This window comes from Pseudoalteromonas luteoviolacea H33-S, from assembly GCF_001625695.1.
GTDB classification, from domain to species: domain Bacteria; phylum Pseudomonadota; class Gammaproteobacteria; order Enterobacterales; family Alteromonadaceae; genus Pseudoalteromonas; species Pseudoalteromonas luteoviolacea_B.
This window is the reverse complement of record NZ_AUXY01000122.1, coordinates 1-17244: the sequence shown is the minus strand read 5'-3', so window position 1 is coordinate 17244 and position 17244 is coordinate 1. Positions and strand designations below refer to the sequence as shown.

Below are 17244 nucleotides of genomic sequence, written 5' to 3'. Positions count from 1 at the left end.
GATAAATTAGAGGCGTTAAATATCACACCAAAGTATCAAGGCACGCTAATGCGTGCTTTGATACACTGTCAATTCAAGATTTTTAAGGACAGCGATATGCGTACAGCGATTATATCTCACCCACTTTGCCGCAGACATAAAATGACGGCAGAACACCCTGAGTGCGCAGAGCGTTTAGATGCCATTGCTGATCGCATTTTAGCGTCTGGGTTGGATATTGCTGTCACGCATTTAATGGCCCCTAAAGCAGAGCTGTCTCATTATGCTTTAGCACATAATGAAGAACATGTTGAGCGTGTTTTGAATTCTATCCCAGAGCAAGGACTGGTGGATTTAGATGGTGATACTTGGCTATGCAAAGACTCGTTAAAAGCCATAGAGCGAGCTGTAGGGGCAGGAATAATGGCTGTTGATGAAGTACTTGGTGGCCGCCATGATGCAGCTTTTTGCTCAGTGAGACCGCCAGGCCATCATGCATATGAAGATCAGTCTGCGGGGTTTTGTGTCTTTAATAATGTCGCGATAGCCACTAAATATGCACAAAGTAAAGGTGTTAAACGCATCGCTATTTTGGACATTGATGTACATCATGGAGATGGCACTCAGGCAATCGTTAAATCAGATCCCAATGTGCTCTTTTGTTCGCTATTTCAATATCCGTTTTACCCTAATACTGAAATAGAAAATACGGATACAGTTGTCAACTCTCCTCTACCAGTTGCCAGCGATGGTACCGATCTGCGTGCGTTATACACTCAGCAGTGGCAGCCTAAACTGCGTGACTTTCAACCTGAGCTCATTATTATAAGCGCAGGCTTTGATGCGCATTTAGAAGATGATATGGGCGGGCTTAAATTTGTTGAAAACGATTATGCTTGGCTTACTTTGCAGATTGCGCAATTGAGTAAAGAGCTTGACTGCCTCGGTATCATCTCTTATTTAGAAGGGGGATATGAGCTGTCCTCACTCGGTCGCAGTGTTGAAACACATGTGAGAACCCTTGCCGAATACTAGCGGTCTACACAGTTTCTCTCATTAAACTAAATACCTGTTCTAGCTCTGTAATTTGTATTTTTGCAGTGCAGCACTGTCCTTCCTCAGCCAATTTTTGTTGCACTAATAGCGTTAAAAACTCATAACTAAGCGAGGCTTTTTCCTGTCCATTTAACCCTGTAAAACGGCCCTCGGAATCTATACATGTTGCTGTTTTAGTTTGGGTTTCAGACAGGTAAAAGAGGCTTTCTTGTAAATCTTCTTCGCACTCAATGTACTCTATACTTTGGTCGAATATCAGCACTAATGGGTATGATTTAATCGTCATTATTTGTTCTCAGTCAAAGTTAGCGAAAGACAGCTTAGTATACTCAAGATGGTAGTTAGAATGCGAGGAAAGTGCTTATGATAGGTGACTCACGTCAGCTGAAAATTAAAGACGTGTTTTCGACTAGCTTATTATCATGTGATGAATCAACCAGTTTATATGATGCATTAGTAAAAATGCGTCAGTACAATGTCAGCTCGATCTTTGTTACGCATCAGGGTTGCATTGTGGGCATATGGACTGAGTCTGATTGCGTGAAACTAGATCTAAAGCATATTCATCTTTCTCAGCTGCCAATTAGGCAGGTCATGACCTCTCCCGTGCATGATATTTTGCTTGATATGACACTTAGCGAAGCAACCATCAAATTACATCAACTTGGGATCAGACATTTACTGGTTAAAGACTACAATAATGAGCCTTCGGGCGTTGTCTCTTTATCCGATATTGTTCGTAACCAAGGCTTAGATCATTATCTGCATTTTCGTCCTATAGAAGATCACTTTGACAATGATGTGAGTGTGCTAGACAGTCGTCAGTGTGTTAGTGAGGCGATTGAAGTCATGCGACATAAACGAGCAACAGCAGTATTGGTTTATCACGAACAATTGAAAGAGTATGGCATTATTACCCAACGTGATATTGCGTACGCGATTCTAGAGCCACAATGGCAAAAGCCATGTTGGGAGTTAGCAAGCTATCCTATGTTGTCTATGACGCCGGACGAAAGTCTATTTGATGCATATCGAAAGATGACTGCCAAATCGATACGCCACCTTGTTGTACGTGACAAATCTACCACCCAAGTTGTTGGTTTATTGGCATTAAAAAATGTCCTCACTGAAATAGAAACAGCTTACTGTAGCGAGTTAGAGAATGTGTTGGCGCAGCGAGACATTGCCCTTCGTAAATCTGAGAAAAACCTCTACCTTGCCAATAGAATAATCGATGCTTCATTGGATGGTATCATGATCACCCGCAGTAGTGGTGAAATCATTCAAATCAACCCCGCATTTAGTGCATTAACCGGCTATCAGGATTACGAGGTGATAGGTAAAAAGCCCAGTATTCTGAGTTCAGGTATGCATGATGAGGACTACTACAACACAATGTGGGCGGCCTTAAAAGAAAAAGGGGTTTGGCAAGGCGAGATCTGCAATAAGAAAAAAACAGGTGATATTTATGTTGAGTGGCTCACAATTATAGAAATTAACGACCCCTATAGTGATGAAATTCTTTATGCAGCAATATTCAGTGATATTACGGAGCGCAAAAATGCAGAAGAAAAAATTGCGCGTTTAGCCTACTTTGATGAACTAACTGGACTACCAAATCGTCGATTATTTTATGACAGGCTATCCATGGCATTGGCATCGGCACATCGCGATCAGCATAAGATCAGTGTTATGTTTATTGATTTAGACCGCTTCAAAGAAGTGAATGATACGCTAGGACACAGTGCTGGAGATAAACTGCTAATGCAAGTCAGTGAGCGGATCAAAAGTATTTTAAAAGAGGGAGATACCCTTGCTCGACTCGGTGGGGATGAGTTTGTCGTACTTCTGACTGAAGTGGCTGATATGGACTCTGTGGTATCCTTTGCAGATAAGTTATTACTGCAATTTAATAAGTCTTTTAATCTGGGCAATATTTCAGTTGCTGCGACAGCATCACTGGGGGCATCTATGTATCCAGACGATGGCTCAGACAGTGAAAGCTTACTGAAGCACGCTGATGTAGCCATGTATCGTTCTAAAGAGTTGGGGCGGAATTCATTTCAAATGTATAAAGCGTCTATGAATGCACGTTCGCTTGAGCGCTTATCCATGCAGAGCCGCTTTCAAAGTGCACTCGAAAACGGTGAATTTGAGCTCTATTTTCAACCGTTAAAGTGTCTTGTTAGCGGCCGTGTAACGAGCTTGGAGTGCTTATTGAGATGGCATGATCCTAACCTTGGCATGATTTCCCCTGCACAGTTCATCCCATTGGCAGAGGAGCTGGGTTTAATTGTTAAGTTAGATGAGTGGGTTATCGATAGGGCGTGTGCTCAGCTGGCTCATTGGCGAAAGATGAATATTGATGTTAGGCATTTAGCGATTAATGTCTCTGCGCAGCATTTAACACAGGGCGATCTTGTTACTACATTGCACAATGCCTTGAGTAAATATGAGTTAGAGGGTAATCAAATTGAGCTGGAGCTCACTGAAGGCTGCTTTATTAGTAATTTCCAATGTGCCAAGGACGTGCTTAGCAGTGTAAAAAAAATGGGAGTGAGCATTGCTCTGGATGATTTTGGCACGGGTTATTCGGCGTTAAGTTATCTTACTAAGTTACCGATAGATATCTTGAAAATAGATCCCAGCTTTATCGCAAAAATACCTGACGAGTATGGCAATAGTGAAATTGTCAGTGCGATTGTGGCAATGGCCAAAGCATTGAAGTTACATGTGGTGGCAGAAGGGGTCGAGAAGCAAGAGCAAATGCGCTTTTTACAAAAGTTAGGCTGCCATGCTATGCAGGGATATTTGTATTGTAAGCCGCTTTCGCAAGCGGCTTGGTGTGAGTTCTATCAAGCAGAGAAATTGATTTCGTAAGAAGTAAACTTACGAATATTAATAACGCCTTTTTCAAAAATGAGATATTGCCCTTTAATGCCTTTTAATACACCACTTACGGTCGGCTCTTTATCAAAGTTGAAGGAACTAATTTTTGTCGGGTAGTCTTCAACAGGGAAGGTTAGGTCTACAACCTCTTCATCTAGACGTTCAATGGCCGTTGCGCCAAATAGCTCAGCCAGCTCGTCGAGCTTTTCTTGGATCTGAGGAATTAATTCTTGTGCACTTTGCTTTAGGTCTAATTCAGGATTAATGCCTTTTAGCATGTTTCGCCAATTAGTTTTATCTGCAATGAAGTTGGCCAGTGCAACCTCTACCAGTCCAGATTGGAGGCGTGTTTGTACTTTAAAAATGGGTAATGCTTGGGTCGCGCCTTGATCGATCCAGCGAGTTGGGATCTGTGTATGGCGTGTGATACCGACTTTGAGACCTGATGTATTGGCTAAATAAACATAGTGCGGGATCATACAATTGGCTTCTCCCCACTCTGGCTCTCGGCATGTGCCTTGATCATAGTGACACGTTTCTGGCTTCATGATGCACATATCGCAGCTAGCAAGCTTTTTCATACACACAAAGCAGTGGCCCTGAGAGTAGCTTTTTTTGGTTTTTTTACCGCAACTGCAGCAATAAATATTACCCGTAAAAGTTAAGGTAATTTCTTTGTCAAAATAGTCATTGAGATTAACCAGCTCGTCGCCAATTGGCAGCTGATATTGAATTGGATTGGTAAGGCTGGCTTTTAGTTTACTTAACGTGCCCTGCATCTTTACGCCCCTAAAGATGATACAAAAGGAGATCCTAGCAAGTCAGTTGGAAAATACCAATGCTAAATTGGAAAAAATTAGATATTTCAAAGGTTTGAAATTGATATTGGTTTTTGTTTTTATTTGCGTTTTGGTATCGTAAATAAAAAAACGGCTCATACAGAGCCGTTTTAGCATATTTATCTAATTAAAGATCACTGCTCACGAGCAATAGCACGATAAGCGATGTCTGTGCGGTACTCAACACCGTCCCAGTTAATGTCTTTAACCAGTGCATAAGCTCGTTTTTGTGCTTCTGTCACAGTATGCCCTAGCGCTGTAGCACATAAAACACGTCCACCCGCTGTCACGACGTCATCCCCTTGCTGCTTAGTGCCTGCATGGAATACTTTTTCACCTTCAGAGTAATTAACCTGAAGACCTGAAATTGCATCGCCTTTTGGATAGCTTGCAGGGTAGCCTTTTGCTGCTAATACAACACCAACAGCAGCTCTAGGATCAAATTGAATTTCAGTTTGATCTAGCTCTTGACGGTTTGCCGCCTCAATCAATGACACAAGGTCTGATTGTAGACGCAGCATGATTGGCTGTGTTTCAGGATCACCAAAACGGCAGTTATATTCAATAACCTTAGGTGTACCGTCTGCTGTGATCATCAAGCCCGCATACAAGAAGCCAGTGTAAGGGTGGCCTTCAGCTGCCATACCTTCTACTGTTGGATAAATCACTTCATTCATAATGCGGTCGTGAATGTCTTTTGTCACAACTGGAGCAGGAGAGTATGCACCCATACCGCCTGTATTTGGACCTTGGTCGCCATTATATGCACGTTTGTGGTCTTGGCTGGTGGCAAAAGGTAACACGTTTTTACCGTCAACCATGACGATAAATGACGCTTCTTCACCTTCTAAAAACTCTTCGATCACCACACGGCTGCCTGCCTCGCCAAATGCGTTACCTGCAAGCATGTCACGGATTGCTTCTTCCGCTTCAGCTTCGGTCATTGCGACGATAACGCCTTTACCCGCTGCTAACCCATCGGCTTTAACAACAATCGGTGCGCCTTGCTCTTTGACATAAGCAATCGCAGGCTCAATCTCAGTAAACGTTTGGTAAGCCGCTGTTGGGATCTGATGTCTTGCTAAAAAATCTTTGGTAAATGACTTTGAGCCTTCTAGCTGCGCAGCAGCTTGAGTCGGGCCAAAAATAGCCAAACCTTCAGAGCGAAAGCGATCCACAACGCCTATCACTAGCGGTGCTTCAGGGCCAACGATAGTGAGCTCAACTTTGTTTTCTTTAGCAAATGCAACTAATGCATCTAAATCTTCAACGCCAATTGAAACGTTTTCTAACTTTGGTTCTAAAGCCGTACCAGCGTTACCTGGGGCTACAAATACTGTTTTTACTGATGGGTTTTGAGCGGCTTTGAACGCAAGCGCGTGTTCACGGCCGCCGCTGCCAATGACAAGTACATTCATGGCAAAGTATCCTATTAAATCTTTTTAAACTTTAAAGTCATACGGTCGCTTTCCCCAATCGCCTTGTACTGCGCTGACTTTTCGTCACCTAGCGCAAGTCTTGGCGGCAGTGTCCACACACCGCGCGGGTGGTTTGCACTGTCTAATGGGTTAGCGTTGATTTCACTACTTGCTACCAATTCAAAGCCAGCTTTTTTTGCCATTTCGATGACATAGCTTTGCTTCATATAACCTGAACGTTTCTGATCTTCAGTATCGCGGTGCTCTGGCAAACGGTGCTCTACTATACCTAAAATGCCACCAGGCTTAAGTGCGGTATGGAATGCTTTGAAAGATTTAAGCACGCCTTCATCACCTGGGCGCATATACCAGTTATGAACATTACGGAACGTTAATACCATATCTGCAGAGCCTGCAGGTGCGATATCATGATGCGTTAATGCTGAAAACTCAGTCATTTTAATTTCGCTATAACGTGCGTCATTTGAAATTTTGTCTTTAAACGCAGCTAAAGATCTTTTGTAATATTCAACGTCAGAATCTGCTGGAAAGTGTGCTGCATACAAAGTACCTTGGCCCTTTACTGCTGGTGCTAGGATTTCAGTATACCAACCGCCACCAGGTGCGATTTCAACAACGGTCATATTTGGTTTTAGACCAAAAAACTCCAATGTCTGGACTGGATTACGGTATTTATCACGGGCACGATTACTCTCTGCGCGTTCGCTGCTTTGCGCCGCTTTGGCAATGTTTGCATTTGAGCTGCTAGCGCCTGTTGTGCTGCTACACCCTGCGATTGCAGTGACGATACCTGCTGTGATTAATGCTTTAATACCTAGTTTCATTATTCAGTTCCTTCAAGGTTATTGTGATTGTCTTTTGGTCAGAATACTTGAATTTGGTGCAAACAAAAAGCGCGAAACGTTAAACGTTTCGCGCTAATCGATTAGTGACGGAAATGGCGCATTCCGGTAAAGACCATTGCCATGCCTGCTTCATCAGCAGCGGCAATGACTTCTTCATCGCGCATTGAGCCACCTGGCTGAATAACCGCTGTGATACCAGCTTCAGCGGCCGCGTCGATACCGTCACGGAACGGGAAGAATGCATCAGAGGCCATGACAGAGCCTTTAACTTCAAGGTTTTCGTCTGCAGCTTTGATACCGGCGATTTTCGCTGAGTATACGCGGCTCATTTGGCCTGCGCCTACACCAATAGTCATGCCATCACGAGCATACACAATCGCATTTGATTTAACGAACTTAGCGACTTTCCAGCAGAACAATAGGTCTTTTAGCTCTTGTTCAGTAGGCTGGCGCTTAGAGACAACCGTTAAGTCGCCAAGTGTGACCATACCTTGGTCGCGGTCTTGGATAAGCACGCCACCATTTACACGTTTAATATCAACGCCAGTAGATTTCGTTTCCCACTGACCACACTCAAGAAGACGTACGTTTTTCTTTTCAGAGACAATGTCAGCCGCTTCTGCTGAAATGCTTGGCGCAATGATGACTTCCACAAATTGACGTTCAATGATAGCTTTTGCCGTTTCAACATCTAGTTCGCGGTTGAAAGCAATGATGCCACCAAACGCAGAAGTTGGGTCCGTTTTAAATGCTCTGTCATAAGCGCTTAAAATGTCTTTGTCTTCTGCCACACCACACGGGTTTGCATGTTTAACGATAACACATGCCGGTGCTTCAAAGCTTTTCACACACTCAAGGGCTGCATCAGTATCAGCGATATTGTTGTATGAAAGTGCTTTACCTTGTAATTGCTTCGCAGTTGCAACAGAGGCTTCTTCAATGTCGTTTTCTACATAAAAAGCGGCGTCTTGGTGTGAATTTTCACCGTAGCGCATATCTTGCTTTTTCGTAAACTGCATATTAATTGTGCGTGGGAACTTAGTTTCTTCCGCCGCTTCTTCGGTGTAATCAGCGACTAACTTACCGAAGTAGTTTGCGATCATGCCGTCATATTGTGCTGTGTGCTCATAGGCTGCAATCGCAAGATCAAAACGTGTTTTATACGTTGTTGAACCATCGTTGTCTTTAATCTCTGAAAGTACGCGGTTATAGTCACTGGCATTAACTACAATAGTGACGTCTTTGTGGTTTTTAGCCGCTGCGCGAACCATAGTTGGGCCACCGATGTCGATATTTTCAATCGCATCTTCTAGGCTGCAGTCAGCTTTTGCAACAGTTTGTGCAAAGGGGTATAAGTTAACTACAACCATATCAATAGCAGAGATGTTGTTGTCTGCCATAACGTTTTCATCTTGGCCACGACGCCCCAAGATCCCACCGTGTACTTTCGGGTGGAGAGTTTTCACGCGACCATCCATGATCTCTGGGTGGCCTGTGTAGTCAGATACTTCCGTTACCTGAATGCCGTTGTCGGCTAGGAGTTTACAAGTACCGCCTGTAGAAAGAAGTTCAACGCCTGACTCAGCAAGAGCACGGGCAAACTCAACGATACCAGTTTTATCTGACACGCTTAAAAGTGCGCGACGAATAGGACGATGTATATCCATGATGGTTTTGATTTCCTCAATGATTAGTTAAGGGCTAGCTTAGAAAGGCTGTATTTTAGCTCAACTAGGATGAGAAAACGATGGAAATGATGTTAACGAGATTGAGAAATACTGAACTTTATGCGCCAATTTGGCTTTTAGAGGACATTATGCCTTAATTTGTGTGTTTAGATGGGGTAGGTGATTGGTTACTGAGAAAGTGAAGGTGGATGAAAACGTCCTAAAAAAGGACGCTTTCAAAATCAGTACAGATTAGTTCATGCCGTACTTTTTAAGCTTCTTACGAAGAGTACCACGGTTGATACCTAGTAAGATCGCAGCGCGAGTCTGGTTGCCGCGTGTGTACGTCATTACTTCTTCTAGTAAAGGTGCTTCAAGCTCTGATAATACTAGCTCATATACATCTTGCACGTCTTGACCATTTAACTGCTTTAAGTAGTGGTGGACAGCTTTTTTAACTGCATCGCGTAGTGGTTGCGGTTTCTCTTGTGACTGAACATGAGCGTTAGTGATAAAAGGAGAAGTCACATTTTGTTCAAACATCTTTATGTCTCTTTCTTAGTTAGCTGCTAGTGTTTCAAAATAGTTTTCTAATGCCTCGATTTGCGCCTCTGGCTCCTCAAGTGCATTGAATACTCGCCTAAATTGACCTTCTTGGTCGTGGGACTGCAAATACCAAGATACATGTTTGCGTGCGATGCGCGCACCCATTGGTTCACCGTAAAACTGATGAAGGTTCACAAGGTGTTCCATCAAAATACCACGCACTTCAGAAACCTCTGGTGCTGGTAAGTGTTTTCCAGTTCGCAAATAATAGTCTATCTCTCGGAAAATCCAAGGACGACCTTGGGCGGCTCGACCAATCATGATGGCATCTGCGCCCGTATAATCCAAAACCTGCTTTGCTTTCTCTGGTGATGTAATGTCACCATTCGCTACAACAGGAATAGAAACCGATTGCTTTATCGCTTTGATAGTGTCGTATTCTGCTTCACCTTTATACATGCATGCACGCGTTCTCCCGTGCACAGCCAGTGATGCAATACGATTGCGCTCGGCTATTTTCGCAATTTCAACACCATTGCGGTTATCAGGATCCCATCCTGTCCGGATTTTTAAGGTAACAGGTACATCTACCGCGCCAACCACAGCTTGTACTATTTCCTCAACTAAATCCGGGTACTGCAAAAGTGCAGAACCTGCGAGTTTCTTGTTCACTTTTTTGGCTGGGCAACCCATATTGATATCTATGATTTGCGCGCCATTTTTGACATTGAATTGTGCAGCGTGTGCCATAAGTTCAGGATCAGCTCCTGCAATTTGCACTGAACGTATACCTGATTCACCAGAGTGATCCATGCGGTTCATTGATTTATCAGTTTTCCAAACCTTTGGATTTGATGACAACATTTCTGAAACCGCCAGCCCTGCGCCAAGGCGTCGACATAACTGTCTAAATGGTCGGTCGGTTATACCAGCCATTGGAGCTACGATTACATTGTTATCAAGTTGGTAAGGACCAATACGCACTACTATTCATCTGCCTCATTTCAAGGGGCGCTAAGTTTACGGTTTTTTTCGCAAAAATCAAAGGCTATAAATTGAACATAAGTGTTTTTTTTTTGAACTTTTTGGGTTGACTTTTGGTAACAATATGAAGGGCTACATAAATTGCTGTAATTTTACTCAAAAAAAATTTATAAGGTAGGTTTGGGCTTGATTATCGAGCTGTAAAAAAAGCGTAAAGCCTGTTAAGTACAGGCTTTACGCGTAATAGAATACTAACTCAGAAGATAGTCGTTACACTTGTTATGGTTTTGTAATGCCGCTCACTCGTGTCCATTCACCCTCTTGTTTTATTGCATCTAACTCAACATGAGGTGCGTACACATCAGCAACCGATTGAGCTTGTTCTTCTAAGATCCCAGACATGGCAATTGCACCCTGCGGTTTTAAGAATCCAAGGATAATTTCATGCAATTCTCTAAGTGGTTGAGCGAGGATATTTGCGACAACGATATCGGCTTTAAATTCAGGTTGGTTCTCTGGTAAATACACTTCTAGCTGATCAGCGACGCCATTACGCTCAGCATTATCTCTGCTCGCAATAAGGGCTTGAGGGTCGATGTCGATACCGATTACACGCTCAGCACCTAGCTTTATGGCTGCTATGCCCAAAATGCCAGAGCCACAACCAAAGTCGACCACAGTTTTACCGCTTAAGTCTTGTGCTTCTAACCATTGCAAGCACAGTGAAGTGGTTGCGTGTGTACCTGTGCCAAATGCAAGACCAGGATCCAGTAGTACGTTCACTGCATCCGGATCTGGGATATCGCGCCAACTTGGACAGATCCACAAGCGCTCACCAAACTTAATCGGGTGGAAGTTATCCATCCATTCTCTTTCCCAGTCTTTGTCTTCCAACTGTTCGACTTTGTATTTAGGCGCCTCAGGCATCTGCTCTGTGAGGTAATCAACAACTGATTGCATATCATGGGTTGCTTCAAATAGGCCTATCACGGTTGTCTCTGGCCACAAAATGACTTCACCTGGCTTAGGTTCATATACAGGCGTATTTTGGCCATCAATAAATGTCACCGAAGGACAGCCAATATCCATTAATAAATCACTGATCAGGTCGGCTGTTTCTTTGTTAGCATCAATGCGGATTTGGATCCAAGCCATAATGTTGTTCCTATTAAATATCTTTTTGTCTTCATTGCGCGATAAGTGACACATCAGCTTAGAGTGGCTACAACTGCTGCTGACTGTGCTCACCTACTTGATTATGTATACAATCCGCACATATTTAATTGCAAATAAAAAGGCCGCATGATGCGGCCTTTTTTGGTATTTTTTACTCTTAGCCTTTGACGTCTAAGAAGCTCTTCAGTAGATCAGAGCGAGAAGGGTGACGTAGTTTACGCAGTGCCTTCGCTTCAATCTGACGTATACGTTCACGTGTTACGTCAAACTGCTTACCAACTTCTTCTAGTGTATGGTCCGTATTCATATCGATACCAAAACGCATACGCAGTACTTTAGCTTCTCTGGCTGTTAGGCCTGCAAGTACTTCGTTGGTTGCACCGCGCAAGCTTTCCATAGTTGCTGAGTCAATCGGAGATTCAATCGTTGTATCCTCGATGAAATCACCAAGATGTGAATCTTCATCATCACCAATCGGTGTCTCCATAGAGATTGGCTCTTTAGCAATTTTAAGCACCTTACGGATCTTGTCTTCAGGCATCATCATGCGCTCAGCCAACTCTTCGGGGCTAGGCTCACGACCCATTTCCTGTAGCATCTGACGAGAAATACGATTAAGTTTATTAATCGTTTCAATCATATGTACTGGAATACGGATTGTTCTTGCTTGGTCAGCAATTGAACGTGTGATTGCTTGTCGGATCCACCAAGTTGCATAAGTTGAGAACTTATAACCACGGCGATATTCGAATTTATCAACTGCTTTCATTAGACCAATGTTACCTTCTTGGATCAGATCCAAGAACTGCAGACCACGGTTGGTATATTTTTTAGCGATTGAAATTACAAGACGTAAGTTTGCTTCAACCATTTCTTTCTTCGCGCGGCGTGCTTTTGCTTCACCGATGCTCATACGACGGTTGATGTCTTTAATACGCTCTACACTTAGGCCTGTGCTTTCTTCAATTGCTTTGAGTTTGTTAATACAACGCTCTATTTCAGGCTTAACTTCACGAAGTTTGTCTGAATGTTTGTCGCCAGATGCGATTTCAGCGTCGATCCAAGCAACGTCTGTTTCATTGTTAGCAAAATGCTTAACGAATGTTTTCTTTGGTAATTTTGCAATCTGAACAGCTTGCTTCATGATGATACGTTCTTGAACACGAACTTTATCCATCATTTCGCGCATGTTATTTACCATGCGGTCAAACTGCTTAGGAACTAGTTTAAACTTGCGGAACAACTCACCAATTTCTTTGATTGCGGCTTGTGCATCAGGATGGCTGCGGCCTTTATCTTCAAAGCATTTGCGTGCATTGGTGTATAGTGTACGAAGCTCTTCGAAGTGTTCACGAGCAACTTCAGGATCTGGACCTGACTCGCCTTCTTCAGAATCGTCGTCATCATCGCCATCATCGTCTTCATCATCTAAGTCTTCTTCACTTAGTTCTGAACCAATGTGCGTTGCAGAGATAGTCGCTTCATCGTCTTCTAATGAGTCGAAGAAACCAGTGACGATGTCACTTAAACGCATCTCTTCGGCTTCGTATTTGTCCCACTGTTCTAGCAAATACGTGATTGCTTCTGGGTATTCAGCAACAGAAATCTGTACCTGATTGATACCTTCTTCAATACGTTTTGCAATAAGAATCTCGCCTTCCCGAGTCAGTAGCTCAACGGTGCCCATTTCACGCATATACATGCGCACTGGATCTGTTGTTCTGCCAATTTCTTTTTCTACCGTTGCTAGCGCAGCTGCTGCTGCTTCTGCCGCATCCTCGTCGGTGGTTGTTTCTTGCATCATCAACTCATCGGCATCTGGGGCAGCTTCAGAAACCTGAATGCCCATATCATTGATCATGCTAATGATATCTTCGACTTGATCTGAATCTATGATGTCTTGTGGAAGGTGATCGTTAACTTCTGCAAAAGTTAAGTAACCTTGCTCTTTACCTTTCTGAATCAGAAGTTTGAGTTGTGACTGAGGAGATTGATCCATAGAGATTATTGCTTCCACTCTGATAAAGTTTATACAACGGGCGCCAGCTAAAAACAGCGTTATTTTGGTTGACGCAGTGAATAGAACATTATAACACCAAAAATTAATTTTGACCAGTTCTACGAGAGCCTAAAGCTTGTGTTAATAACGCACACTCCAGTCGTTCGTCGCTATTTAAGCCCTCTGTTTTGTCCTTAATAAGTAAGGTCTCTAATCGCAGATTTAAACACTGGTCTTCAATAAACTTGAAAGTGTGTTTAAATTCCTCTTCTAAAGCCTCTTCATGGATATTGTGTTGCCAAGTTGCGAGCTTTTTTAAAGGCTCATAATCTTGAGTATCTCTAAACGACTCTAAGATATGTGCGGTGGTGTACTGTGCGTTTTCTAAGCATGTATACTGCAACCTTAAAAATAACGCCATGCCGGGTAATTGCATGTGAGCGAGATCGGGCAGATAGTCAACACAGTGAGCTAACTGTGGGTGCTGTAACAATAAGCCTATTGCGCGGCGCATTGGGGTGACTTTAAACTTTCTTTCTATATTATGCTGTTTTTTCGGACTTGAGAGTTTAGCTGTCAACTGCTCCCGAGTTCTGCCAATGAGTCTTGCCAATGTCGTCAGTAGGGATTCTTGATAAAATTCGCTGGGAATTTTACTGATCAGTGGCACCGCTTCCGCCAGTAACTTTGCTTTTCCTGCATCGGTGGTAAGATCACACTGCTCAGAAAGTCGGCTGAATAGTACTTTACTGTAGTCATCTGCCGTAGCAAGCCTTTTTTCAAAGCGCTCTTTTCCCTCTTTTTGTACCAAAGAATCAGGATCTTCACCGTCCGGTAAAAATACAAATCCGAGTGATTTACCATCTTTTAGATTTGGTAATGCATGTTCCAGTGCACGCCAAGCAGCATCGCGACCGGCTCGGTCTCCATCATAGCAACATATTACCTTATCTGTATTTCGAAACAGGGTTTGCATATGCTCTAGTGTGGTTGCGGTACCCAGGGCAGCAACGGCATAATCAATACCATACTCAGATAAGGCAACGACATCCATATAGCCTTCAACAATCAGCACTTGTTCTAATTTTTTATGTGCCTGCTTGGCTTCGTAGAAACCATAGAGTTCAAAGCTTTTGTGGAAAATACGTGTTTCCGGGGAATTTAAATACTTTGGACCTTGATCTTGGCCCATCACGCGACCACCAAAGGCGATAACCCGTCCGCGTTTGTCGCGAATAGGGAACATTAATCGGTCACGGAAAAAGTCAAACTGCCTACCAGGTGTTTTTTCACTGGCGAGTTTTAATTCTACTAATTGTTGCTTTTGTGCTGGGTTTCGAGCAAGTTTACCAAGTAATGCGTCCCATTCAGGCGGAGCATATCCAATTTGAAATTTACTGACTGTTTGCTCTGACAGTCCACGCCCTTTTACATAAGCCTGTACTTGCGTAGCATTATTATGCGTATTTAATTGCTGTTGGTAAAAACGTGCGGTATGCATCATTAAGTCATAATCTGACTTTTTTTCTTCAAAGCTTCGTTGCGGGCCACCTAGACCTTGCTCTCTTGGGATCTCAAGGTTAAACATACCGGCAAGTTCTTCAATGGCGTCGACAAACTCAAGTTTGTCATATTCCATTAAAAAGGAGATGGCATTACCGTTGGCACCACAACCGAAGCAATGATAAAACTGTTTATCTCTAGAAACCGTAAAAGAAGGAGACTTTTCATTGTGAAAAGGACAGCAGGCTTGATAGTCTTTTCCTGCTTTTTTTAGACCAACACGGCCATCAATAAGCTCGACGATGTCAGTTCTTGCTAATAAATCATCGATAAACTGTCTTGGAATTTTGCCAGCCATAGTTTTCCTAACGCTTATACGAAGAAACCGAGCGCAAGGCTCGGTTTACTAATTTCATACATTTGTATGTGGGTAGTTATGCGCTTAATCTTTGCTTAATTAAACCAGAGATTTTGCCCATGTCAGCGCGACCTTCAGCTTGTGCTTTAATCACACCCATTACTTTACCCATGTCTTGCATACCAGCTGCGCCTGTGTCAGCGATAGCAGCATCGATCATCTCAAGAACTTCTTCCTCAGATAAAGGCTGAGGTAAGAAAGACTCAAGTACTGATATTTCACCAGCCTCGATCTGTGCTAAGTCTTCTCTTCCTGCATCAGTATACTGAGTGAAAGAGTCTTTACGCTGTTTAACCAGTTTAACCAACACTGAGGTGATACCAGCATCGTCTAGCGTTGTCTGGTTATCAATTTCACGTTGCTTGACTTCAGCTAGAGCTGCTCTGATTGCCGTAAGACGTGGTTTGTCTTTGGCTTTCATTGCTTCCTTTTGGGCGTCTTTTAGCGTCGCTAATAAGCTCATATGTACAAGACCAAATGTTAATTAGTATAGTTTAACGCGACGTGCGTTTTCACGAGAAAGCTTTTTCATGTGACGCTTTACAGCTGCTGCTTTCTTACGCTTACGCTCTGCAGTTGGCTTTTCATAGTGCTCGCGACGACGAACTTCAGAAAGGATACCTGCTTTTTCACATGAACGCTTGAAACGACGAAGTGCTACGTCAAACGGTTCGTTTTCTCTTACTTTAATTACTGGCATTAAAAATTCACCTACCTAAATAATGAGCTTGGCTCAAATTGACCGTTAAATGGTCAATTGGTTCAAAAATGGTGCGGTATTGTAAGCCGAAGCGAGACCGCGTGTAAAGATCAAATTATAGCGGATCTGAATAATTGTGTCATGCGTTAATCTCGGTGTGCTTTTTATACGCTTTCTACTGGGCCTCGATTAAAAAGCATGCAAATCACTTGGCCTGCTTTTTTCTCTTTTAACAACTGCCAGTTAGCAGGGAAATTAGGCTGTGCTTCTTTTTCAAATTCAACATAAATTAATGAATCATCATGAAGCCATCCTGCGCTTTCAAGTAGTTCACAGCAAGGAAAAAGTAAGTCTTTTCTAAATGGGGGATCTAGATAAACAATGTCAAAAGTGTGTTGTTCATCATTATTACGCAAGTAATCTAGTGCACTTGTATGGATCACTCGTGCATTATCGAGCGCGAGTGTTTGTATATTTTGTGTAATTTGCGTCGCAGCTGTTTTATCTAATTCTATGAATGTTGCATGCTTAGCAAAACGAGATAATGACTCTAGTCCCAAGCTACCGGAGCCGGCAAAGCAATCTAGTACATTGGCGTCTCGTGTATCAGCCATCAGCCAATTAAATACTGTTTCTTTTACACGATCCGTTGTCGGTCTAAGGCCTTCAACATCTTTTACTGGTAGCTTACGACCTTTAAATTTACCACTGATAATTCGAATATGACCGTCAGTTCGGGCTTGAGGCTTTCTTTTTTTCATATATTTTCGCTATCGAGTATGTTGCACTCGATTATAAATTTTTCATCTACTTGGAACATGATACACTAAGCGCATATTATGGCGTTAACTTAGTGATTATAACAATTATCACAAAGTCTTTTGTGTGATTATTAAGGTCTTTGTACTAACCCCAAAGTTTTGGCATGCACAGCTCAATGACGATGCGCGCGATCGCAACGTGGGAAGCTTTGCGCTTAATGGTGGTGATCATAGATACGGTTATGGCTACTAAATCACAATACAAACTTTAATGGTATTAGTTGGTTATGGGAAAGAAAAACAAATTTTTATCTTGGTTGGGGTTTGGTAAATCCGACAAAGAACAGGCAGAACGCGAGGAAGCAGAGCGTTTAGCCAAAGAACAGGCAGAGCGTGAAGAAGCTGAGCGTTTAGCCAAAGAACAGGCAGAACGTGAAGAAGCA

Annotated in this window: 16 protein-coding genes; 3 read left to right on the top strand and 13 right to left on the bottom strand. The window is 42.9% G+C overall.

Translation table 11 applies throughout. The features are described from left to right. Nucleotides 1-96: 96 nt before the first annotated feature. Nucleotides 97-1014: a histone deacetylase family protein gene (locus N477_RS22485; protein WP_063361550.1), complete on the top strand. Its 918-nt coding sequence runs from the start codon at nucleotides 97-99 to the stop codon at nucleotides 1012-1014. Nucleotides 1015-1018: 4 nt separating this feature from the next. Here N477_RS22485 and N477_RS22480 read toward each other — a convergent pair whose 3' ends face one another. Then, complete coding sequence (locus N477_RS22480) at nucleotides 1019-1321, bottom strand: DUF4144 family protein (RefSeq protein WP_063361520.1); 303 nt, start codon at nucleotides 1319-1321, stop codon at nucleotides 1019-1021. 77 nt (nucleotides 1322-1398) lie between these two features. On the opposite strand from N477_RS22480, the gene N477_RS22475 reads away from it, so the two are divergent. Then, nucleotides 1399-3915, top strand: coding sequence for an EAL domain-containing protein (locus N477_RS22475; RefSeq protein ID WP_063361521.1), 2517 nt, complete (start codon nucleotides 1399-1401; stop codon nucleotides 3913-3915). Here N477_RS22475 and N477_RS22470 read toward each other — a convergent pair. The 12 genes from N477_RS22470 to rsmD form a co-directional block, all read right to left on the bottom strand. Further along, nucleotides 3891-4703: a DUF2797 domain-containing protein gene (locus tag N477_RS22470; RefSeq protein ID WP_063361522.1), complete on the bottom strand. Its 813-nt coding sequence runs from the start codon at nucleotides 4701-4703 to the stop codon at nucleotides 3891-3893. The two genes, N477_RS22475 and N477_RS22470, sit on opposite strands and share 25 nt — an antisense overlap. Nucleotides 4704-4897: 194 nt before the next feature. After that, complete coding sequence (gene purD / locus N477_RS22465) at nucleotides 4898-6181, bottom strand: phosphoribosylamine--glycine ligase (RefSeq protein WP_063361523.1); 1284 nt, start codon at nucleotides 6179-6181, stop codon at nucleotides 4898-4900. A gap of 14 nt (nucleotides 6182-6195) precedes the next feature. Further along, a complete protein-coding gene (locus N477_RS22460) occupies nucleotides 6196-7026 on the bottom strand; it encodes a class I SAM-dependent methyltransferase (protein ID WP_063361524.1) in 831 nt (276 codons plus the stop codon). Between the two features lie 101 nt (nucleotides 7027-7127). Further along, the gene (gene purH / locus N477_RS22455; RefSeq protein ID WP_063361525.1) at nucleotides 7128-8714 is read right to left on the bottom strand and encodes a bifunctional phosphoribosylaminoimidazolecarboxamide formyltransferase/IMP cyclohydrolase; all 1587 of its coding nucleotides are present in this window, start codon (nucleotides 8712-8714) and stop codon (nucleotides 7128-7130) included. A gap of 252 nt (nucleotides 8715-8966) precedes the next feature. Continuing rightward, entirely contained in the window at nucleotides 8967-9257 is a 291-nt protein-coding gene (gene fis, locus N477_RS22450) for a DNA-binding transcriptional regulator Fis (protein ID WP_010374122.1), read from the bottom strand. A gap of 15 nt (nucleotides 9258-9272) precedes the next feature. Further along, a complete protein-coding gene (gene dusB / locus N477_RS22445) occupies nucleotides 9273-10244 on the bottom strand; it encodes a tRNA dihydrouridine synthase DusB (RefSeq protein WP_063361526.1) in 972 nt (323 codons plus the stop codon). Between the two features lie 279 nt (nucleotides 10245-10523). Continuing rightward, complete coding sequence (gene prmA, locus N477_RS22440) at nucleotides 10524-11399, bottom strand: 50S ribosomal protein L11 methyltransferase (protein ID WP_063361527.1); 876 nt, start codon at nucleotides 11397-11399, stop codon at nucleotides 10524-10526. Between the two features lie 178 nt (nucleotides 11400-11577). After that, nucleotides 11578-13419, bottom strand: coding sequence for an RNA polymerase sigma factor RpoD (gene rpoD, locus N477_RS22435; protein WP_063361528.1), 1842 nt, complete (start codon nucleotides 13417-13419; stop codon nucleotides 11578-11580). 103 nt (nucleotides 13420-13522) lie between these two features. After that, nucleotides 13523-15280 carry a DNA primase gene (gene dnaG / locus N477_RS22430; RefSeq protein ID WP_063361529.1) on the bottom strand — a complete coding sequence of 586 codons (1758 nt, stop codon included), beginning with the start codon at nucleotides 15278-15280 and terminating at the stop codon, nucleotides 13523-13525. A 76-nt stretch (nucleotides 15281-15356) separates the two neighbouring features. Next, nucleotides 15357-15803 (bottom strand): GatB/YqeY domain-containing protein, encoded by a 447-nt coding sequence (locus N477_RS22425; RefSeq protein WP_063361530.1) that lies wholly within the window; start codon nucleotides 15801-15803, stop codon nucleotides 15357-15359. Between the two features lie 21 nt (nucleotides 15804-15824). Further along, nucleotides 15825-16040, bottom strand: a complete 216-nt coding sequence (gene rpsU, locus N477_RS22420; protein WP_010362466.1) for a 30S ribosomal protein S21 — start codon at nucleotides 16038-16040, stop codon at nucleotides 15825-15827. A gap of 164 nt (nucleotides 16041-16204) precedes the next feature. Beyond that, nucleotides 16205-16801, bottom strand: coding sequence for a 16S rRNA (guanine(966)-N(2))-methyltransferase RsmD (rsmD, locus tag N477_RS22415; protein ID WP_063361531.1), 597 nt, complete (start codon nucleotides 16799-16801; stop codon nucleotides 16205-16207). 124 nt (nucleotides 16802-16925) lie between these two features. Here rsmD and N477_RS26625 point away from each other — a divergent pair, with 124 nt between their 5' ends. After that, the gene (locus tag N477_RS26625; protein WP_269200115.1) at nucleotides 16926-17054 is read left to right on the top strand and encodes a hypothetical protein; all 129 of its coding nucleotides are present in this window, start codon (nucleotides 16926-16928) and stop codon (nucleotides 17052-17054) included. Nucleotides 17055-17244: the final 190 nt, after the last annotated feature.

Coding starts and splice junctions, on each gene's coding strand:
- N477_RS22485 (WP_063361550.1), top strand. CDS start 97: ATGCGTACAGCGATTATATCTCACCCACTTTGCCGCAGACATAAAATG.
- N477_RS22480 (WP_063361520.1), bottom strand. CDS start 1,321: ATGACGATTAAATCATACCCATTAGTGCTGATATTCGACCAAAGTATA.
- N477_RS22475 (WP_063361521.1), top strand. CDS start 1,399: ATGATAGGTGACTCACGTCAGCTGAAAATTAAAGACGTGTTTTCGACT.
- N477_RS22470 (WP_063361522.1), bottom strand. CDS start 4,703: ATGCAGGGCACGTTAAGTAAACTAAAAGCCAGCCTTACCAATCCAATT.
- purD (WP_063361523.1), bottom strand. CDS start 6,181: ATGAATGTACTTGTCATTGGCAGCGGCGGCCGTGAACACGCGCTTGCG.
- N477_RS22460 (WP_063361524.1), bottom strand. CDS start 7,026: ATGAAACTAGGTATTAAAGCATTAATCACAGCAGGTATCGTCACTGCA.
- purH (WP_063361525.1), bottom strand. CDS start 8,714: ATGGATATACATCGTCCTATTCGTCGCGCACTTTTAAGCGTGTCAGAT.
- fis (WP_010374122.1), bottom strand. CDS start 9,257: ATGTTTGAACAAAATGTGACTTCTCCTTTTATCACTAACGCTCATGTT.
- prmA (WP_063361527.1), bottom strand. CDS start 11,399: ATGGCTTGGATCCAAATCCGCATTGATGCTAACAAAGAAACAGCCGAC.
- rpoD (WP_063361528.1), bottom strand. CDS start 13,419: ATGGATCAATCTCCTCAGTCACAACTCAAACTTCTGATTCAGAAAGGT.
- dnaG (WP_063361529.1), bottom strand. CDS start 15,280: ATGGCTGGCAAAATTCCAAGACAGTTTATCGATGATTTATTAGCAAGA.
- N477_RS22425 (WP_063361530.1), bottom strand. CDS start 15,803: ATGAGCTTATTAGCGACGCTAAAAGACGCCCAAAAGGAAGCAATGAAA.
- rpsU (WP_010362466.1), bottom strand. CDS start 16,040: ATGCCAGTAATTAAAGTAAGAGAAAACGAACCGTTTGACGTAGCACTT.
- rsmD (WP_063361531.1), bottom strand. CDS start 16,801: ATGAAAAAAAGAAAGCCTCAAGCCCGAACTGACGGTCATATTCGAATT.